6 protein-coding genes are annotated in these 22,175 nt (G+C 62.1%); 4 read left to right on the plus strand and 2 right to left on the minus strand.

Annotation, left to right across the window (positions count from 1 at the left end; all coding sequences use genetic code 11):
* Positions 1-101: 101 nt before the first annotated feature.
* Positions 102-16,679: a leukotoxin LktA family filamentous adhesin gene (locus ACFCW2_RS01750; RefSeq protein WP_379547747.1), complete on the minus strand. Its 16,578-nt coding sequence runs from the start codon at positions 16,677-16,679 to the stop codon at positions 102-104.
* A gap of 147 nt (positions 16,680-16,826) precedes the next feature.
* On the minus strand, positions 16,827-17,300 hold the full coding sequence (gene queF / locus ACFCW2_RS01755) for a preQ(1) synthase (RefSeq protein ID WP_379547748.1): 474 nt from the start codon (positions 17,298-17,300) through the stop codon (positions 16,827-16,829).
* A gap of 122 nt (positions 17,301-17,422) precedes the next feature.
* Here queF and ACFCW2_RS01760 point away from each other — a divergent pair, with 122 nt between their 5' ends.
* The 4 genes from ACFCW2_RS01760 to ACFCW2_RS01775 all read left to right on the plus strand — a co-directional run bounded on the left by ACFCW2_RS01760 (position 17,423) and on the right by ACFCW2_RS01775 (position 22,089).
* Entirely contained in the window at positions 17,423-18,721 is a 1,299-nt protein-coding gene (locus tag ACFCW2_RS01760; protein WP_379547749.1) for a hypothetical protein, read from the plus strand.
* A gap of 79 nt (positions 18,722-18,800) precedes the next feature.
* The gene (locus ACFCW2_RS01765) at positions 18,801-19,649 is read left to right on the plus strand and encodes a sulfurtransferase (RefSeq protein WP_379547751.1); all 849 of its coding nucleotides are present in this window, start codon (positions 18,801-18,803) and stop codon (positions 19,647-19,649) included.
* Positions 19,646-20,866 carry a cystathionine beta-lyase gene (gene metC, locus ACFCW2_RS01770; protein WP_379547752.1) on the plus strand — a complete coding sequence of 407 codons (1,221 nt, stop codon included), beginning with the start codon at positions 19,646-19,648 and terminating at the stop codon, positions 20,864-20,866. The genes ACFCW2_RS01765 and metC overlap by 4 nt, the downstream gene beginning before the upstream one ends.
* On the plus strand, positions 20,863-22,089 hold the full coding sequence (locus tag ACFCW2_RS01775; protein ID WP_379547753.1) for a mechanosensitive ion channel family protein: 1,227 nt from the start codon (positions 20,863-20,865) through the stop codon (positions 22,087-22,089). Before metC ends, ACFCW2_RS01775 begins: the two co-directional genes overlap by 4 nt.
* Positions 22,090-22,175: the final 86 nt, after the last annotated feature.

Genomic DNA, 22,175 nt, shown 5'->3' on the forward strand with positions numbered 1-22,175 from the left:
CGCTCGGCCATTGCAGGCCGGAACCCGAAGTCTCGTCTGGTGTCGCATGCGTTGCCAAGGTGCGCATAGCCCCTTCTAACGCCGTAGCTTTCGCCGCCATGTTACCGCGTATCGCCTTTTCCATCGGCGACCAACTGCTCTTCGTCCAAATCCTCGCCAGCTTTCTTGTCCTTCTCGACACCCTGCGCCTGAGCGGGGACCGCGTGCAATTTGTACCGTGGCTTGCCACTATCTCCGGCAGGCTCCAGCCCTTCAATGGTCAGGTCAAAGCGATATTTGCTGAAGTAGCGTTGATGGTCGAATGCGCGCTCCCGCTTGCCCGACAGATTGTTGATTAGCAGGGTCAGGTCTGCGGTCGAAAGCTCCAGACGCTCCGTCCAGCCATCGAATATCGTCACATCGCGGCCCGCCAGATCGATGGAGGCGCGCGCGACTTCGAACTGTTCAAAATCGACCGGGCCAAGGCTGGTCACATCGATATCGGCATAGGTCATGACCGGCGCTCTGAACCCGTCGAGCGAGATCGACAGGGTTGGTCCGGTCCCGAACACGGTCGCCGTAGCCGATTCCCCATAGAGCGACAGAGAGTTGCCGATCCGGGCCGAACCCAACTGGATTGCCGAGCCCCATTTGGCCGTTCCGCTGGCCTTGATCGTGGCGTTCTCCGCCGACAACTCGCCGATCTTCACGGTCGAGAATGGTGCACCGCGTGGCGGCCTGATGCTGACATCGCCGGTCACGAACAACTGATCGCCAATCAGGCTGAGCCGGTTCACTGCGTAGAAATTCTCGCCCGTGATCGTTCCGAAATTGATCCGGCGACCGGTGAGGCGAATGTCGTTGATGGCAGCGATGCTCGTAGTGGAAATGTCCCCCCCGGCGCGAAGGGCGACATCGCCTCCGCTGGTTAGCGTGGTGGCGGTGATATCGCCGCCTGCCACCAGAGCCTGCGTTCCCGCGCTGTCTATTGCCTCGATAACGATATCGTCGCCCGCGCGGATGATGGCAGTGCCAGCGACTTGCAAAAGCTGAGAGCTGATGACGTCCTCGCCTGCAATGAACCGCAGATCGCCGCCGACCTCTGCTGTGTCCACGTCGATAGTCTGAACCGCGCGGGCCGCGAAATCGCCGCCGACACTCGCTGTACCGATGGCGATATTGCGAGCCTGAAGATCAAGATCGTTGCGACTGCCAATCGAGTCGAATGCCAGATCGCCGGTCACGGCAATCCCGATGTTCTCTCCGGAGATGTTCCCGATACGGATGGTCTCTGCCGACAGATTGACGTCTCCGCCTGCGGTCAACGTGTCTCCTTCGATCAATTGACCGGCGTCCATCGTGGTCGAACCGCCGCTCTCCGCGGTGCCGAATACGATGTCCGTCTGGGCAAGAATATCCAGATCCGCGCCAGCGACAATCGAGTCGATTTGTGCCGACCCGACATCCAGATCAATCGAGCCGCCACTTTCGAGCAAGGCGATCTGCAGATTGGCCGCTTGCAGGTCGGCAAGATCGCTCGTCCGCAGCTCTTCGATAATCGTGTCGCCGATGGTGCGTGAAAGGAATGTGCCAGCCGCAGCAAGGCGGATAGTCATTGAGCCCGCGTCGATATTCGAAGTGTCAGCCACCTGCAGCTCATCGACGAACAATTCATCGTCGGTACGGGCATTGAGCGACTGGGCGAAGAGCGTGGTTGTCTGCAAACTGCGTGCGTCAATGGTCGCTGCATTATTGGCAAAGAACAGGCCGAAACTGCTCGCCCCGGTGGACGCGGTGTTGATCGCGTTGCCAACCAGGCTTTGGACATCGATCTGCGCTGCATTCAGATCGATTTGCTCAAATTCAATCAGGCTTTCAGCTGTCAACGCGCCAGCGGCATTCACCGTCAGATCGCCGCCATCCCCGTTCAGCGAGCCGATAGTAATATCGCCTCCTGAATCCAGCGCAGCGCCAAAGGCGAGGCCACTCGCAATCGCCAGCTCGCCCGTCGTGGTGACCACCAGTTGGCCTCCGACAGCAACATTGCCGATATTTGCCGAAGCCGCCTGCAAATTGGCATCGCCAACGGATTCCAGCTCCGCAATGCGCATCCCGTTTGCGGCTTGCAGGGCCAGATTATCGCCCAGCACGCCGGTGAGGTTCACACCGCCACCTTGTACCGCGACGCTGCCGCCCGCTTCGATACTGCCACCCGAAATATCTCCAGGGGTGGAAAGAGCGATGTCGGTGTTCGAGGTCATGACGCCCGTAAAGGCAATCGGGCCATTGGCCGTCAGGCTGGTGGCTCCATCGGATGCGGAACCGCCAAATTCCAAAGCGCCATTGGCGTTGCCCGAAATGGCCCCATTCACCGCTGCCAGATTGCCGCCCGCGAAATCGCCCGCGCTGGCAAAGGATATGTCGCCATCGTCCGAGGTTACATCGCCAACCGTCAGATTGCCCGAGGCGGTTTGCAAATCGATGCTGCCTTGCGCACCTGTGTCACCCAGTATCAGGCTGCCATCGGCGGCAATGGTCAAGCTGCCACCTGCCGCGCCTGCGACCAGATTAATCGGGTCGGCGTTGGCGGAATTGGTGATCGACAGATTGACGTCGCCCGTGCCGACAGAGCGCACTTCGCCGCCCGCCGTGTCGAGATTGAGCGGCGCCCCACCGCCTATCGTGCTGCCCGCAAGCAACGAAACCGTGCCTGCGCGGATCGGAGCCGAAACGCCAGCCGACTGCGCAATTGCGCCGCCTGCATTAATGGACAATGCGCCATCGATGGTCACATCGGCCAGCGTCAGGTCGCCGCCGGATTGGCCACCAGCCTGAGTGCTGAGATAGGCCGCCGCAGCGTTCAGCGAGAGGCGCGTATCGCTTGCAACATCGAGGTCGAGCGGCTGCAGCGCGAGACCGATAGCGCTGCTTCCGGCATCCAGAACCAGCGTTCCCCCATTGCCAGCGATCAAGGCGCTGCCCGGCACATCGGAAGAGCGCGTTATACCGCCATCGGCCGAAATCGATCCCAGCCCGCTAAAGCTGAGATTGCCGATGGTTGCGGCACTGCCGATCACGTCGATATTGAAGCCCTGGCCCGTGGTGATGTCCAGAATGCTGAAGGGCTGCGAGGGATCGAAGGCCGAGAACCGCAGCGGGTCGGCGACGGTTCCCGCAAAGCCTGCCGCTTCCAGCGACAATTTGCCGGCCAACGTCAGCGTGCTGGGCGTGCCATTCAGCACATTGCCATTGGTCGTGCGCAGGAACAGAGTTCCGCCCACGTCTGCAGTAATCGTGCTCAGCAGAATATCGCCTTCGATATCCAGCGTGAAATCATTGTTCGAGGTCACCTCGATCATGCCGTCTTCGGTGTTGGCGCTGACTGGCTTGAAACCCCCGAGCTCGAATTCATAGGTGCTGTCGGAGATCTGCGTCGGCATGGGATTGCGTGCAGTGGCGAGCAATTCCTTGATTTCGGACAATGTGAACTGGCCGGGGGCGTTGGTGTTAGCTGTCGGGGTGTAACCCGTGCCCGGGCCGGTCACGACAAAATAACTGGAACTATCGCCATTCGATGTGACCTGCACGGTCACACGCGGGATATCCGGGCTGCCATTGCTCGTCAGGCTAATCCCGGTTTGCGCTTGCAGGTTTGTGCCTGTTGCGGCGGTCTGCGTATCGTTCGAGCGGGTATCGATCAGACGGGTCGTGCCGATCACGGTCGACAAGGCCCCCTCTTCCCACTGCGCTCCGCTGGTCAGCTCGGTGAACAGTGGATCGGCTTCGTCCAGCATGAAATCGAACGCGTCATCCCGTGTAGCCAGCGCAGCCGGATCGACACCGGGAGCGTCCGACACCGTTGTTCCGGCCTCACTATAGAGACCCAGCACATAGCTATCGATCTGCGCATTGGTGGGGTTCGCCACACCCAATGCTGATGCGGCCTGCGCCCCGAACAGGGTGCGGCCTTCGTCACTCAGGCGATTGGAATTGCCCGGATCGATCAAGCCGTCGATCTGCCAATAGAGGGCATAGGCGCTGTTGATGCTTCCCTCGTAGCGGGAAACGGCCAGCGCGCCCGAATCCTGATCGAGCAGACCCAATTGCTGCCACGCTTGCTGGTTCTCGGTCTCGAAAGCGGCGCGTTCCGCTTCTGTAGGGAGCGCGCCGGTGATCGTGCCGTCGCGCGCTTCCAGCGTGATGCCACCATTGGTCGAGCGGATGCGGTCGACCACAATATTGCCGAAGGACTGGGTCAGCGTGATGTCCCCCTCAGCCTGCGCACTGACCCGGTCGGCCACGAAGGTCAGCGGCTTGTCGGCATCGCCAATGGCTCCGCCGGTCGATGTCAGGCTGAGTTCGCTCGCGACGATTGCCGGGGTGCTGGTGGGCAAATTATCGACACTCAGGATGTCTCCCGTTGCCGTCAGATCGACAGTACCCGCCCCGAAATTGGCATCGACGACACCAAGCGCCAAATCGCCTTCGTTGGAGACGTAGATATTGGCTCCGAGAAGGTTAGTGCGGCCTCCCCCGGGAACGCCGGAAATGAGGTTGATGGGGGCATCAGCCGAACCAATGTCACCCAATGCGCTTAGCAGCGTACGCGGTCCCGACTGAATCGAACCTCCGGCATCGACGATAGCGCCGTCGGTGCCGATAAATGTGTAACCGGAGGTATTGCTGACATCCCCGGCCAGAGCCACGTCGGCATCTGAAATCACGCTGACACGCCCGCTGGACGCACCATCGAAACCGATACCGATTGCATTGTCGGCCCGGACCGAATTCCGGATCGTCACCCCGGCTCGGGTGTAGATCCTGTAATTCCACACCACAGACTCAGGATTGTGATAATCGGGCCGGTTGATGAATGCGAAATTGCGCCACCGGATACCGTAATTCACAGATGATTGCTGGCTGGCGATAATTTCCGAACGGAAGAATGGATCGCTCGGATTGCCGAAAAACACATAGGACGGGCCGCGCGCGAAATTCTCGTTATTGGTCCCACCGGTGAATAGCCATGGCGTCACCGTCGCCGTGTTGATGTTATCGGTGAAATTGACATTCCTTCGTACGGTGTACTGGTCGTTCCAGCCGTATCGGATATTGGCAAAAGGATCATAGCTGACGCTGTCGCCATCAGCGGTTTGGCTCACAACTCTGGCTGTGGCGAACTCGGTCGCACCATTGCGGTTATCATAAGTTGTCACCGGCCCACCGCCCTGCTCGCTAACATACCAGGTCGTCAGATTGCTCCCGAGGCCGTTTTCCTTGTAATGATCGGTGATCTTGATGATGCCAGTCTGATCGCCGGTGCCGGTGGAGATATCGCCAAGAACAATCGCCGTTTGGGTCTGATTGTTGATGTCGACTTCACCAAAGCCATTGCGGACAATGAGATTGCCATTGCCCTGTCCATCAGTGTTGATGATTCCGCCATCCAGCGTAATCGAACCGCCACCCGCAGCGGTGACATCTGCCACAACAATCTTCCCGAAGTCCGGGTTCGCAATCTGGCTGCCATCGGCCGCCGAAATGGTGCGGCGTCCATCATAGCCGGTCGCGATTTTTCCGAAATTGGGATTGGAGACCGCTTGTCCCGGAGGGCCGACGGTGTCGTCACCTGAAACCGGCGCACCAAGGGGAGTGCCTTGGCTGGAGGTAAAGCTGTCGAGCGAAAGGTATCCGTTGACGACGGTGAAACCGTTGCCGCTGGAGGTCGGCGAACCGGCGGCCACGTACCTGTCGATATGAGCCTGCGCACTTGGGTCAATCGTGACCGATCGCTCTGTCAGGGCACCCGCCGACAATGTGGCGTTTATGTTGATCGCATCGGCGGAGATTTCGATCGATTTGGCCGAGATACCGCTGGCTGCAGCACCCGAGGTGTTTTGACGGGCGGCGCTCGCTTCAATCGCTTGAGCGACAGGAACAATGGTAGAGTATTTGTGAATGAAGCCGTCGTTGAAATCATCTTTTCCGGCATAGCTATACGGCCCCCACCAGTTGAAGGTGGAGTCAGCGACATATCCGCGTCTGCCGGGCTGCAGCGTAAACCGTAGGCCAGCGTTCACCTCCGGCACCAGGAACGCCTGTGTAAAGCCGGGAATCGAGCTTGTGATCAACCAAGGTGCAAAGGGCACACGCTCGGTCTTCTGATCATTTTCCTGAAATGGCAGTCTGCCGAAAACCTGGGCAAAACCAAACTGCTGATTGCTTGAAGTGATACCGGTAACGGTACCGACGGTCTGACGGATGATCGATCTCAGAACACTGTCGTATTCCCCCGGGATGAAGGTCGGGCTGGTCAGCGATCCCGGTGACAAAAGAAAGTTCGCCATATAGGTGACGACGTCCCATTCATCGGCGAGTCTGATAGCGGTTGCATCCCACTGGCCGGTGGGATCGACCGGGCTGTAAATGCCCGATTGCGACACTACGAACGAGCCATTGGGGGCAAGGATGCGGACCTGGCTGGCGGTGATCTGGCCGGTCTGCGCGATATCGCCAGACACATTCTCGATCGCGACCGAGCCGCCCGGATTAAAGATCGGCTGACTGATGGAAATCGGTGATCCCAAGCCATTCCCGCCCACAGCAAATGCATCATAGCTGTTGCGGATTGTGATCGCGGGAACATCCGTTGTGGGGCTTTGCGTAATGGAGATGCCGCTGCCGGTCGGGGATGCATTACCCGCAAAATTGACCAATCCGCTGCCCGCATTGGGGATGTAGATTTCGCCCGGAATAAGCGCGGCTTGCGACGCGTTGTCGATCAGGACGTCAACATCGCCATTGGCAGTAAGCGAAGCCGTTGTGCCGCCAATCTCGGCAATGCTGTCGGCGATGACGTTGATGTCGCCAGCCGCCGCGTAGATCGGTGAAACCACCACCGCCGCCGAACGCGGGTCCTGCCCAAACCGCTGATATTGCGCAGCAACGCTGAAGTTGGGCAGCCCGCCTGTGTCGCCAAGGGTGGAACTCGTAGTAACTCCGCCATCCTCGTCGACAATCACGCTCTGATTATGCGCAACGCCGGCCTCCACACTTCCGCCCAGCTGGATGGTCCCGGTTCCGGTTGAAGAAGCGCTGCCAGCGCGGGTTTCAGAGGAGAACAGATCGAGATAGGGGTTGGTGCCAATAGCGACGCCGCTGGCATTGACGGTGCCCTGATCGGCGACCAGATCGGCATCCAGCACCGTGCGAATACGTGCGCCATCGTTGATCACTAGCGCGTTTGCCGAATTGGCCTTTCCGTCTGCATCGAGCAGCGCGGTGATCGGGATCGCCGTATTGTTGTAGACCCGCGTCCCCGCCGTAGCGTCGATAGTGTTGGTTTCCGCGCCGCTGCTCGCGCGGCCCGCGCCCAGCCGCAAATTGCCATAGGCAAGCAAATCGGCATTCGCGCCAATCGTAACGAACTGCGAGGTGTTGAGCGTCGCCTCGGTTTCCGCGCCGCCAGCGCCTGCGAAACCGTAGACCTTTACTTTGGCATCATTGACCAGATTGCCCCGCGTCCATGATCCGATACCGATCGCGCCGCTGCTTTGCAGCGTGGTGTTTTCGCCGATCAGGACCAGATTGCCCAGATTGGCATCCGCCGAAAGGCTCACGATCGGAATGGCGATTCCCGCACCCAGCTCCAGCTGTCCAAAGTCGGTCAGCGCGAGCGTAGAGGACGCATCGATATTCAGAGCGCGAACATCGGTCAGCCCGTTTTTCAGAATGTCCACCGGATTGCCATCGACCAGCAATGTCGCATTGTCGCTGATGATCACATTGCTGCTGCCAGTCACATCGGTGTCGATAGTGACCGCGCTGCCATTAATGGCCCCGCCTCCGCCGCCATAGGCGGAGATGGCGGCCCCGTTCGGCAAGCGCGTTGACACAAAATTGTTGTTGGAATCGATGTCGATATTGAGCGCTGCAAGACGGACCGAATTGCCGACCGTAGCGGCGGTGGTCGCGGCGATTGTGTTGTTCACTTCCGCCCCGCTGAACCCCACGGCTGAGGCCTGACGCGCATCGGCTACGCTGCCAATTCCGGCGGTGTGCTGCGCAGATAGGGTCAGATTGCCGGCAGAGATTACGTCACCAGACAGGATCTCCGCGCTGGTGACCGAGGTGTTGATATTGTCTGCGCGGGCAGCCGAACCTGACACTAGGCCGCCGCTCCCCGCCAGCGCATAAGGCGTGGTCGTATCGGTGCTGTCTGCCCGCACGGAAACGGATCCCGCCTGCACAAGAAGGCCCGCACTACCGGGGCTGAAATCGCCGATCAGCGCCCGTGTATTGCTGTTCGATTCCGCAACCGAGACGACCGCGCCCACCGCTACAATCCCGGCCGAGATACCCTTGGCATCGGAAGAAACACGCGAATCGTTGATCGCGGCCACATCCACCGCGCCGACCAGCGCATCGCTGCTCATGCGGGCCAATATCGTGCCATTGTTGCGCGCTGTGGCGACAGAGGCCTGGGCGCCGCCCAGGACACCGCCCGCTGCTGCACCGGCCTCTGCCGATGTACCAACGCCATTCAACGCGGCGCGCACCGCGAGGGTGCCGGTGCCGACATGCATCAGAGCATCATCGGTCGCGGAAACCTGCGCATTGTTTGTCGCCAGGGCAATCGACGCGCCGATGGCAACCGATCCTGCGACCGACGCGCCCAGCGCAGTTGCTGAGGTATCGCTGGCAGAGCGCGCATCAATAGTCAGGCCGCCCGCGCCGAACACCGTTTCGACCCCGTCCTCCACTGCTGCCAAAACGACCGTCTCGTCATTGGCCGTCGCAAGCGAGCCGCTGCCCGACCCCAAAATGCCTCCGGACAGAGCGATTGTGCTCGCACTGATACTGCCCGCACTAGCAGCATCGACAGCGATGCCTGTGAAGTTTGTCGCCAGAGTGTTCTGAGCCAAGGTCGCCGAGATGGACCCGGTTCGCTCCGCAATGGCGACCGAAACCCCGACCCCGACCCCACCTGCTGCGGCTCCATTGCCGTCGGCAATGCCGCTGCTCGAATCCGATGCGCTGACCCCCAGGGTACCGCCATTGTCACCTGCGAGATTTCCCTCGGCGCTTGCCCCGACGCTGGTGCCGATCGACACATTGGCCACCACACCCGCAGCGCCAACCCCGCCAACCGCACCGGCAACACCGCGCACTCGACCTGCGACGAGTTCCTCGCCGAAGATATTGGTGCCTTCGATGTCATCGCTGGCGGCATTCACGCTGATTTCCGACGCCGTGATATCGCCGCTTGCCAGCGCCTCGACTGACCCGTTGATCCGTGTGTAGCCGACCAATCCGGCCAGTGCGCCTGCGCCGCCGGCAATCGCGCCCAACTGCGCATCACTGGCTGTCTTGTCCGTGCCTGAGACCGAGACCGTGTCGCTGACGACGGTCGATTGGCTGATGCGTGCAACGGTGTTGGCATTGGCGGTGCTGTCCAGCGCATTGGTGACCCGTCCGGTCCCCGCAGTGGATGCCGCCGTGCGTTGTCCGGCGGAAAGGCTGGGATTGCCAGACAGGAAATCGGTGTTGCTGACGGTATCCACCCGGCCGAGAACTTCCTGCGTGTCGCCGGAGGAAAGGCCGTCATCATCGCCGTCGTCATCGACATTCGGTGCCGAGCCTACGATCAGCACATTGACTACACCGGCCACGCCGCCAATCCCGCCACCGGCGCTCAGCGTAAGGGAGTCGGCTCTGCGGGTCTTGGACGCATCGACAGTCAATCCGCCTGACACGATATCGCCGCCAATGACCTCTGCGCTGGCTTTGTCACGAATGATCCCGACATTGACGGCAACACCCAGACCGGCAAATCCGCCGATCCCGATACCGCCGGAAATCTGGTTCAACTGTGTGTCGAGATCGGCCGTAACATCGACGTCGTTGGCGCCCGCACGCACATTCGTATTGTAGAGGCCGGACTGCACATCGCTTTCGATCTGGATGACATTGACGATGCCGCCAACGCCGACATTCCCGCCGCCTGCACCGCTGACCGCCAGACCGGAATATTTCCCGATCCCGCTGGCTGAAACAGACACATCGCCGCCGGCTGTGATGCTGGTGCGCTGCGGATCGGACAGATTGCCGATCCTCGCCACGGTGCGGTCTTTCATGGTTGTGACATTGAACGCGCCCGACGCACCGACCGAGCCGCCAATACCGATGGCCCCGGTCACGCCGCCCACCGCATTGAATGTCTCTGCATCGACGGTGACTGCGCCGGTATTCACCACTGCGCCGTTATCGATTGTGGCAGAGGTATCGGAATCGAACAGGTTGACGTTGACCGACCCTGCCACACTGGCCGAGCCGCTGCCGGCGAAACCTGCCGTCAGGGCGAAGGCCTGCTGGTTGTTATAGGCCTGAACGCTGGCACCTTCGCCTTTCGATGCATCGCCGGTTACGGTGCCGCCATCGATTTTGGCCGAGACATTCTGGGTGAACTTAGTGGCACTGGCCGCCGCGCCGATGCCCACGCTGGATGCGCCGCCAATGCCTGCAACAGCCTGCCCGACCGTGCCATAGGCGCCCGCCACAACGTCGGCATTGCCAACCACATCGGAGCGATAGATCCGCGAGGATGTATTGCCGCTCAGAACGCTGACCCCGACATCGACGCCCACGCCCGCACTGCCACCGGAAACACCGGCTGCCGCCGACAGAACCGCGACGTTCTGGGCGGAGCTCGCACCGACGGACAACCCTTTGACCGTCTTCGTTCCGAAAGTCGGGACTTGCTGGTCGGGAAGCAGGCCGGAGCCTGCCCCGCCCACCAGGAAGGTGTTTTCGAAGCGTGTGTTGTTGGTTCCCTGATCGACACATTCGTCGGTCAGACAGACCAGGCTCGAAGTGTCGAGCCCTCCGCCCGCGATCCCGTCGCTAACGACCCGGCCTGCGCCTTCACCCCGCGCGGTGATCGTGGAATTGTCGACAGTGGCGATCGTCTGCGCGTTCAGGACATTGGTGGTAACCCCCACCCCGACGCCCGCGGAATTGCCGATGCCGATTGCGCCCGATGCAGCGAAAATGCGGCCCAGATTGGTGGCGTGCACCGATGCGTTGTTCGCGGCCGTGATGACCGAACCGCCATTGATCCGCGCAGAGGTCGCGCTGTTCAGAATATTGGTGGTGATCGAACCGCCGATGCCTGCCGATCCTGCACCCACTGCACCGCCGACCGAGGCGACCCCGATATCTCCGGTGGAAACGCCCAGCACATCGACATCGTTTGCCGTGATATTCGCGCCGGAAATGCGTGCCGCGTTGGTCCCTTCCATGACGTTTACCGCCACAGCGATACCTGCGCCCGACCCGTTGGCAGAAACGGCGAGCGAACCCGCAATCGCTTCCACATCGGAGGCGTTGACCGATTGCACGGTCACATAATCTGCGCCAGCACCAGCGATATTGGCGCCGCCTGCAATCGAGGCTGCCACATCATCGGCGATATTGTTAATCGTGAAGGAGCCCGTCAGAGCCGTGTCCGACCCGCCCGCACCGGAGACGGACAAGGTGCGAATCTGGCCATCGGCACTGGCCGAAACGGAAACATCGCCCGTGGGCGTAATGTCGATCCCGCTAATGCTTGCATCGATCGCGCGGTCGATCTGGTTGAATGCGACGGAAACGCCAGCCGAGGTGCCCTGCCCGGCGGCAATATTGCCGGCAAGACTGGCGATGCTGGCATCCGCATCGGCCAAAACCGTCACATCGCGGGCGGCAATCCCGGCTGTTGTCCCGTCGAAGGCGGTGCCCCCGGTGATGCTGGCGCGGTCCGTATTGCGCACGAGATTGGCGGTGGCCGATCCCATGAAGGCCAGCCCGCCATTGCCGCGCGAAATAGACGCGCCGGCAGAAAGGGCGGCTACAGTGGCTGTGTCTTTGGTGACAACCGCCACGCCGCTTTCCGCCGCATCGACTCGCGAGGCGGCAATTGTCGCTGCGTAAGTGTCGGTAATATTGCCGCCTGCAAAGCCGAGCCCGGCGGCATTCTTGCCGCTCTGGAACAGACCCGCGACGGTGTAGATTGCCGCGCCGTTTGGCTGATTGGAGAAGGCACCATTGAGAACATCAGCGGTGAAATCAAAACCGGCATCGCGCGCTGTCGCTGCGCCAATGGCCTGGTCGAGAGCAAGGCTGCCCTCGGTCCCGGCTGACACCAAGAGCCCGCACGTTTCGTCTTCGCAAGCGTCCAGCCCGCTATCATTGGCCCGCGCCGTGATGACGCTGCCCGTGACCGAGGCGGCGACGGTGCGGGAAATTTCCGAATAGGCTGCGCCGATGGATATAGCGGTGCCATCATTGCCCGAAACCCCGCCGGTGGCCGCTGCGGTAATCAGGCGAATGGGAGCCTGGGCTTCGACCGCGAGACGTTCGAAATCGGCCTGCGTATCCGACACATGCGCACCAACGAAGTCATAAGCCTGTCCGGTCAGCGGGTTGATTGTCTGGCTATCGCCCACCAGGCTCAAAGTGACCGTGGCACCGACACCGGCGGAGCCGCCTTTGTAGAACGAACCACCGCCTAGGCCGATCTGGGTGTTGTTGTAGCCGCGCACAGCCAGATTGGCTCCGGGCGCACCCGTCAGAGCGCTGTTCGCAACGATCGCGTTGGTCGCGCCATGCAGGAAGGAAAGGGTCCCAGATGCGGCAATCGCCGAGCTTTGCTGCCCGCTGGTGACCGCAGCGCCGATGCCCACCCCGACCGTGAAGCCGCCGGACAATGCCTCGACACTGGTATCGCCCGCATTGGGCGCATCCACATTGACCATGCGCGCCAGGGTGTCGCCTGAATCCTCCGTCAGCGCCAAGGCCCCGGCAATGCCCACGCCTTTGGAATCCGGGCCGCCCTTGATCCGCGCGACCGCGCCGCTGAGGGTGAAATAGGAGGCATTGCGCACCGCCTGCACGGTCGTATCCGCAGCCGACGAACCGTCCGTGCTGAAGGTGCCGCGCGTGATATTGGCGACATCGGCGGTCGTGGTCGCATCATACAGGCCCACCGACCCACTGCCTGCGACACCGATGGCGAAGCCCTGTTTCGCAGGCTCCGAAATCTTGCTGAAATCGATGGCATCCGCTCCGCCGACCGCATCGGCTGGCGGCGGCGTGGTCGCATCGGTGCTGGCCATCTGGGTTTGGCCGCTATCGGCAGCGGTATTTGCGCCTGAATTGAGGAGGTTACCGACTGGATTGAGCAGCGGATCGAGCGCTCCCTTCACACTATCGATGGTCCCGCTGATCTGTTTCAGCTTGCCCTTTGCGCCGCCGACCAAGCCCGACAGGCCCCCACTCTGGGAATCGCCGCTCGGTGGTTCACTCGTCCCGGCACTGGCCAGCCCGATGGACAGCGCCCCCGCTTGCCCGCGCGTGGCGGCGGTCACCGACAGAGTATCCGCGTTGAACACGCCCTGTGCCGTAGAAGCTACGCTGTCCCCCGCACTCGCATCGATGCCTGCTGCCAGAGCTGCATCGGCGGAATTGTCGCCGATGACAGCGCTGGTGTCGGTGTTCAGATCGTTGACCGCTACCGATACGCCCACGCCCACCTTGTCCGCACCGGCCAGCGCACCGGTCAGCGACCAGATATTGACGCCCTGATTGGCATCCACGCTGACAGTAGGAGCAGAGACGAAGGCGGTATTGGCGATGCTGGCATGGGTCGCCTCGTCCAGAAGCGAGACCGCGACGACGCCCGTCGCCCCGGCATCGCCGCCTTTGCCCGAACCCGGCGCAATGACATAACCTGTCGTGTCAGCATCGGCACCAACGGCAATCTCGCCAGCGCTTTGCAGGTTTGCCCCTGCAGCGACGCCGGAAAGCGTGCTGTTCTCGATGTCGGTCATCGTGAATACGCCGCCGACTGCGACGCCCGCATCATCGCCGGTTCCGCCCGTGCCGCCACCGGTTCCGCCACCGGTCCCCGGATCGCTGGGTTCACTGCGCAAGCCGGCTTTGCTGCCCGAGAGGAACAGCGTTTCGATGACCGAATTGGCACCAATCGACAGCGCCGTATCGAAATCGAAGGTCGGAATCGCGCCGCCGTCCCCAAGACTGAGGCCCGGCGTCCCGGCGGTCAATTCGGCTGGATCCATAAACAGCGACGCATCTCCGCCGGACGCCTCTACGTTCCATCCGGCATCGCCGGTTGGATCGGTCGCTATGATGCTCGCGCCCGAGCCGACCCATGCGCTGGTGACATTATCCAGCTCGAAATAATTGACGACGCCGTTGATATTGACGTCTTTGCTGGCGCTGCCCTTCGCCTCAGCATTGCCGGTCGCGTAGGCGCCGGTATTGCGTAGGCCGGACAGCGACCCGAACAGGCCTGCCAGACTACCGGCGAAATCATCGCCCATATTGCCCACAGTTTCCCACGCGCCCGCCAGATTGTCCCACTGATAGGGCCGGGGCTGGCTGTAATTCGCCTGCACGCCAACTTTGCCAGCCGCCAGATTGGCATTCGGCGCTACCAGCGCCAGGGTCTCGTTTTCGCCCAGATTGACCGCGATCGCGGCGTTGACGGCGAGCGGAGTGTTGTCTTCTTTATCCTTCGTATCGGAAGCAACGGCGCTGGTTGCTGAAGTCCGCGCACCCCCGTCGATCCGGTTGGCCACAACAGCAATTGTGCCGCTGGCTGTGACGTTTCCGGAAATCCGCGCAACGCTGGTCGCCGATGAATCGCGGTAGGCAATGACCGAGCCGATTTTGGGCAGCACGCCTGCTGCGGAAGCGGTTTCAAACAGATTGCCAGCCGCCCTGTTGACCAGCGTATTCTGGATCGAATTGACCGCCGAAGTGAGATCGCGAACACCGGCAATTTCCGGTCCGGCACTTCCCCCGACGGTTGTCGAAGCGGACACGTCGCTGAGCGCGCCGACCGAACTCGCCTCGACCAGCACGTTTGCAGGCTGGAAATTGCCCTGCCCGACATCTGCATCGAGCAGTGCCGTTGCCTCGGCATTCGTCACGGCCACTGCGGCGGCGATGCCGACCTTGCCGGTGCCTTTCGCCTCGACCTTGGAATTGACCGAATAGCTGGTGTCGTTGCGGCCGATAACCGACAGGTCGCCGCGCACATTGATATTGGCCAGCCGGTCGACGGTGGTATTGGCGGCAATGTCGGCATCCAGCGCTGCCAGCGTCACACCGAAGGGCGTGGCGTCTGTGGACGTCGCGACTTGTAGATTGGCAATCGCGGTATTGTGGCTGGCAATGGCGAGATCGCCCGCAGACGCGACCGTCGCTCCGCGCGCAATGTTGGTCGCCGCGCTGCCATCGACACTGGCAAATGTCAGGCCAATCAACGATCCGCTGATGGGCGCTTGCTTGAACGATTGCAGCGCATTGGAGCGCAGCAGCACGTCGCCGCCCTGCGTGGTGCGAATATTCGCAGTCGCGCCGACATGGACCAGAGCGTTGCTCTCTACCGACGCGTAGCCGATATTCTCGGTCGGCAGAGGCAAGGCCGCTGCGGTATCGAACAGCGGCACGAACACGTCGAACAGCTGCATGTCACCGAAGATGCCCTCTGCCGTGTCGAGTCCGGCGGTGAATATCGAGGTCAGCGATGCCGCTTTGGTTGCCGTCGCCGCCGCATCGGCTGTGATCGAAACATCCGTACCTTCGATCCGGCCGGCGATGCTGACGCTGGCATCGGCGTCAGCCAACCCCTGCACTACAGTGCGGCCAGCGGTCGCGGAAAGGCTGATCTCCCCGCCGCGAATGACGCTTTGCGCGCCCTGCCTGATCGAAGCCGATGCGCTGGTATTGGTCAGCAGCGTGTCGCTGGCGCTGGATTTCTGCTGTTCGGCGACAACCGAAATGGCGCCCGGCGTGGCTGTGCCGGTGGCATCCAGAGTGCCACCCAGCGTCACGTCTTCCGCAACGATTTCGATCCGGCCCTGCAGCTCGACCATGCGCGCACCGGGGCGCAGATTGTTGATATTGACCGAGGACTGGAACAGCGGGTTGTTGCCTTTCAGCCCGGCTTTGACCGATCCGCCCACCCCTACGGTGACATCGCGCGCGGTCAGCGAAACGCCATTGGCCGCATTCACCGCCCCGCGAATAACGACATTGCCAGACGATGACAGCGGCACATCGCCCGCCATCAGGCTGCCAAGGGCCGCCGTGCTGATCCCGCCGGTGGCATCGATAATTCCGTCAACAAAGCCAATGGTCGGGGTAACAACCGTCAGACTTCCGACATTGATCGTGCCGGTTTCTCCGACCACGAATCCGTGGCTGTCGACGAAGAAGACATTGCCGCCAATATCTCCGCCGACGAGGCTGTTGACTGTCCCGTCAATGGTGACTGCCTTGTCCCGCACGATATTGACCAAGGCGTTCACATCTTCGGGCACGATCAGATTGACCGTATCGGGCGCACCGACATCGAAGACAGAGAAACTGTTCAGCGCATTGCCGCCGCTGCGCGTATTGGTGGTGACTGTGGTGGTGTTGCTGCCTGCCGGGTTGGTGACGGTGGTGTCGGTCCGGCCGTCTGTTGTGACCTGCGTGACCGTCTGCGCCATCGCCGCACCCTGCGCCCCGCCGAGGACGAGAGCACTTGTCGTGAGATAGGCAAGCCGCCGTGTCCGTTTGCTCCCGAGGCGCGCGTATAAATCGGAAAACGTATCCAACTGACGCCGCTGGCGGCTAAGGGTGCGCGTCATTATTGTTTCCTCAGGTAAACTTTTCGAATCTCCTGCATAAGGAGACCCTGCGAAAAGACCTGAGGGAAAGGTGATGGCGCGTTAACCACGCCGGTTCATGCTCGATGGGGGAACGGCACCCACCCGCCGCAGAAAATTGCGCCGGAATTAACCCCGTCCGCGATAGCCCTGTACGCCCTGATCCGGCACCCACAGGCCTTCGGGCGGCGCGCCGGTTTGCCAGAACACATCAATCGGTATGCCGCCGCGCGGGTACCAGTATCCGCCGATACGCAGCCAACGCGGCTTCATTTCCTCCACCAGACGCTGGCCGATGCCGACGGTCACATCCTCGTGAAAGCCGTTGTGATTGCGGAAAGAACCGAGGAACAGCTTGAGGCTCTTTGATTCAACGATGGTTTTGTCCGGCGCATAGTCAATCACCAGATGGGCGAAATCGGGGGCGCTCGTCACCGGGCACAGGGAGGTAAATTCCGGCGCGGCGAAGCGCACCAGATACAGCGCGCCCGGGCGCGGATTGGCGGGATAATCGAGTTTCGCCTCGTCCGGCGATGCGGGCAAGGCGCTTTGCTGGCCCAGATGCAGGACGTCTGGTGTTCCGGTTTGGGGTGTGTCGCTCATGCCGCGCATGTGCCTTTATCGCGCAGCCGACACAAGTCACCGGTTGGATGCACGCCTTTCAGTGCCTATTCAGACCCCCTAGCGCCTCGCTCCGCGGCTCTCCAACAAACGACTATCGATCCATGACCATGCTCCGCCATTCCCTTCCGCTCCTCGCGCTCCTTTGCGCCGCGCCTGCGCTTGCCCAACAGCAGGGCGAGTTCGAGCTTCCGGAAACCAGCACGCCTGCGCCCGCAACCGGGACTCAGGTTCAGGGACCGGTCGATGACAGCGGGATCGTGCCGGTCGGGCCGCGGGTGATCGCTCCGACAGGGACGCCGACGGCGAGCCCGACTCCAGCACCGACGGCTTTTCCCACAGGCACTCCCTCTCGTACTGCTGCGCCGACAACAACGATCCAGCCGACGCCAACCCCGCAGCCCACCGCGACGCGCGCTGCGCCTAGGGCTACCGCGCCCGCGCCCGTCCCCCGCTTGCAATCGCCCGTCCGTTTACCGCAGCCCGAAGAAACGCCGCTGCAAGGCCCGTCCATCACCGATCCGATCCCGGCCGGAGACAACACCGCGCAGAGCGAGACCGGGACCGGTGACGTGCTATCGACCCTGCCCAATCTGCCAACCGAGGCGGGGCCAATCGAGGCGCAGTCGGGTGTGGCAGGTGCATCCAATCCAGCCGCGCCCACGACCCCGTTCTGGTGGTGGATCGTCGCGGCCTTGGCGGCGGCCGTCGCTCTGGTCGCGGCCGCGATGGTCATCCGCAAGAAGCAGGCGGCGACACCGATCATTGCCCCAGCCAAAGCCTCACCGGGCCTGATGCCGGCCGCCGCGCCAAAGCCAGCGCCCACCGAAAGCGCCGCGGGAGAAGACAAGCCGCTGCCCTCGCCCGATTTTGTGCAGGACAAGCCCGTCGCCGCGACCACGCCTTCGCCAGCCGCGAGCCGCCCCATCGCGCCGCTCGGCCTGGAAACACAGGTCACGCGGTTGCAGCGCAGCCTGCGCGCCGTGACCGTTACAGCGCAGGTCGCCGTCACCAATCGCGGGACGCAGCCGATCGAGGGCGCGGTGCTTCAGGGCGACCTTGTCGGCGCGTCCAAGGGCAAGCCATTGGGCGAGCAATTGGCCAGTGCCGCCATGCCGCTGGAGGAGCTGGAAGAGCTGGGCACCATCCCGGCGGGCGAGCGCCGCGAGATCACCATCACCGTCCGGCAGGAATTGCCCAATATCGAAGGCATAAGGCAGGGTTCGGCGATTGTCTTTATCCCCCTGCTGCGGGTGCGCTTTGCGGGCGAAGGTGCGCAGCCTTTGGCCTCCACCGTGCTGGTCGGCCATCCGCCGGAACGCAGTGGCGGCAAACCCACGCCATTCCTCGCCGATGCTCCGCCACAGAATTACAATGATGTCGTTGGCCGTGCCTTGGGGTGAGCGAGCCGGGATGAGCGAACCGGGCCCGTTCGCAACGGGCGTCTCGACCTTAGGATGAAGCCCCGCTAGCACGGGCCTGATGGATAGATTGATTTCGACGCAGCAACTGGCCGATGCGCTGGGCAAGGCGGAAACCCTTGTGCTCGACGCCTCGCTGCATCTGCCCGGTGCAGGCCGCGATGCAGGCGGAGAGTTCGCGGCGGCGCATATTCCCGGCGCGCATTTCCTCGATCTGGCATCGCTGCACGATCCGGCCTCCAGCCTGCCGGGCAAAGTCCCCGACAGCTCCCGCGTGGCCGAGCGGCTCAGCACATTGGGTGCGGGGCCGGACACGCATATCGTCCTTTATGACGACAGCGACCTGCGCAGCGCCTGCCGCGCGTGGTATTTGCTGACCGTGCACGGAGTGGACAATGTGTCGGTGCTGGATGGCGGGCTGGGCAAATGGCGGGCTGAAGGCAGGCCTGTTGAAAAAGGCGATGCGGTTGCCCCAATCGCAGCGCCGCAGACGCTGGGCGCGGATCGCGCATTCATCCGCAGCAAGGCCGAGATGCTCGACAATGTCAGCACGCATCAGGAGCAAGTCGTCGATGCGCGCGATGCGGGGCGCTTTACCGGCGAGACGGTGGACACCGTGCACAATCTCCCCGGAGGCCATATTCCGGGCGCGAAGAACCTGCCCTTCACGCAGCTGTTTGCTCCGGATGGCACCTTCCTGCCCCGGCCACGATTGGCCGAAGCCTTCCGCGAGGCAGGGATCGATCTGCAAAGGCCTGTGGTCACCAGCTGCGGCAGCGGAGTGACTGCCTCCGTCCTGACTTTCGCACTCACCCTGCTCGGTGCGCCTACACATGCCCTGTATGACGGCAGCTGGTCCGAATGGGGTAGCGATCCCGCGACACCCAAGGAACAGGGACCAGCACAGTGAGCGGCGACAGGAAGGACAGCGGCAAGCCGAAGGGCATCGCCACGCGGCTGGCGGAGGGCGGACGCCGCCTCGAATGGACCATGCCGGTGGTCAATCCGCCCGTCTGGCGCGGATCGACGCATCTTTTCGCCAATGATGCGGAGCGCGAGAAAGCGCTGGGCAAGATCGGCGACGGGCAGTTCTTTTATGGCCGGCACGGTTCGCCGACCCAATGGGCGCTGTCCGAAGCCTTGACCGAGATAGAGCCAGGCGCGGCAGGCACCGTGCTCTATCCCAGCGGAGTGGCCGCGATTGCGGGCGCGCTGATGGCGGTGCTGCGTCCCGGCGATGTGCTGCTGGTGACCGACAATGCCTATGATCCCAGCCGCGCGATGGCGACCGGATTGCTAACCGATTTCGGCGTCGAGGCGCGCTTTTTTGATCCGATGGACACCGATGGATTTGCCGCGGCAATTTGCGAGCGGACCAGAGCCGTCCTGTTCGAGAACCCCGGCAGCCTGACGATGGAAGTCTGCGACGTGCCCGCGCTGACCGCCATCGCCCGCGAGCATGGTGTCATTTCGCTCATCGACAACACCTGGGCGTCGCCCATCGGTTTCCCCGCACTGGAGCGCGGCTGCGACATCGCGATCATGTCGCTGACCAAGCATGTGGGCGGGCATTCAGACTTGCTGTTGGGTTCGGCCAGCGCGGGTGCGAAATACTACCCCCGTCTGAAACGCACCGCTCAGGCGCTGGGGCAGGTTGTCTCGCCCGACGATGCTGCACTCGCACTGCGGGGCTTGCGGACGATGAAAGTGCGGCTGGAGCAAAGCACACGCAGCGCGCTGGCCATCGCCGAATGGTTGAAGGCGCGGCCCGAGGTCGCGCATGTGCTGTGCCCCCCGCTGCCGGGATCGCCGGGCCACGAAATATGGGCGCGCGATTTCACCGGCGGATGCGGGCTTTTCACCTTTATCCTCGAGGGACGCACCCCGCAGCATCGCAGCCGCTTTGTCGACGCGCTGGAGCATTTCGGCATCGGCTACAGCTGGGGCGGCTATGAGAGCCTGGCCCTGCCCTTCGACCCGGAAAGCATTCGTACTGACAGCCCGTGGCCACCCGCCGGTTGGAACGAAGGCGACAGGCTGGGCATTCGCCTATCAATCGGGCTGGAAGATACAAACGACCTGATCGCGGATTGCGAACAGGCCTTTGCTATAATGGATACCGAATGACTGCGAACGCACAAGCCACTGCCTTACCCGACCCTGATGCGGCGCCGGAAGCGCAGCCATTGCTCGACCCGCGCACCGGCGAGCCGCTGATCGATCCGGAAACCGGCGAACAGATGATGGGTGTGCCAAGCCAGGAACCCGTCCCGATCATCGATCCGGAGACCGGAGAAGCCATTCTCGACCCGGAAACCGGCGAACCGTTGATGGCGATCCCTTCTCCGGTGGAAACGGCCGAGCCAGAACCGTCAGAGGCAATTGGCTCTTCGGAAGAGCTCAAGGAAGCCGTTTCAGAGCGCAGCGAGACCGTGGGCGGAATGGTCGAATCGCTCGACGCGATGGCGGTCGAAGTGGGCACGATGCGCATCTCGCTGTGGGACGGCGTGGTCGTGATCGGGGTCATTTTTCTGGTCATCGCGCTTGCTTGGGTGCTGACTAAACTGGTGCACTCCGCGCTTGCCCGCTTCACCCGGCTGGATGAAACACAGCGGCTGCTGGGCGAGAAACTGATCACCATCGCGATCTGGGCGGGCGCGTTCTTCCTCGGCATCGATTTGCTGGGGATCGATCTGACGGCCCTTGCCGTGTTCTCCGGCGCCTTCGGCCTCGCCATTGGTTTCGGCCTGCAGAAAACCTTCGGTAATCTGATCGCCGGGATCATCCTGTTAATGGATAAGTCGATCAAGCCGGGTGACGTGATTGCCGTTGCCGATCAGGCGGGGAATTCCACCTTCGGGCAAATCCGCAAGATCGGCATTCGCGCGGTGTCCATCACCACGCGCGACCAGAAGGAATATCTGATCCCGAACGAAAACCTGATGATCAATCAGGTGGAAAACTGGTCCTATTCCAGCCGCAATGTCCGCATGCAGGTGCCGGTCGGCGTCAGCTATAATTGCGATATCAAGAAAGCCGAGGAGCTGATGCTCGAAGCAGCGAAGAGCTGCAAACGCGTCAAGAAATCGCCTCCGCCGACTTGCTGGCTGGACGAATATGGCGACAGCTCGGTGAACTTCATCATCCATTGCTGGATTTCCGACCCCGAAGATGGCGTGGGCAACGTCAAATCCGAAGTGCTGAAGAAGCTGTGGGACCTGTTTCAGGAATCCGACATCGAAATTCCGTTCCCGCAGCGCGACCTTAATCTGCGCGGCAACGAGCAGTTCGACCAACTGGTCGCGGCCATCTCGCAGCGCGTTGAGCAGGGGAACAAGTCGGACAGCTGAGGCGCAAGCACGACAGTCTGCCAAGTTCCTCTTCGCAGGCACAAACAGCGTCTTTCAAAATTTCTGCTACCCGCGCTGGCATGCAT

The organism is Qipengyuania algicola (genome assembly GCF_042492175.1).
Classification (GTDB): domain Bacteria; phylum Pseudomonadota; class Alphaproteobacteria; order Sphingomonadales; family Sphingomonadaceae; genus CAJXSN01.

What these genes read in the sequence shown, in the direction of transcription:
- queF (WP_379547748.1), bottom strand. Translation starts at nt 17,300, where the DNA reads ATGAGCGACACACCCCAAACCGGAACACCAGACGTCCTGCATCTGGGC.
- ACFCW2_RS01765 (WP_379547751.1), top strand. Translation starts at nt 18,801, where the DNA reads ATGGATAGATTGATTTCGACGCAGCAACTGGCCGATGCGCTGGGCAAG.
- ACFCW2_RS01775 (WP_379547753.1), top strand. Translation starts at nt 20,863, where the DNA reads ATGACTGCGAACGCACAAGCCACTGCCTTACCCGACCCTGATGCGGCG.
- ACFCW2_RS01750 (WP_379547747.1), bottom strand. Translation starts at nt 16,679, where the DNA reads ATGACGCGCACCCTTAGCCGCCAGCGGCGTCAGTTGGATACGTTTTCC.
- ACFCW2_RS01760 (WP_379547749.1), top strand. Translation starts at nt 17,423, where the DNA reads ATGACCATGCTCCGCCATTCCCTTCCGCTCCTCGCGCTCCTTTGCGCC.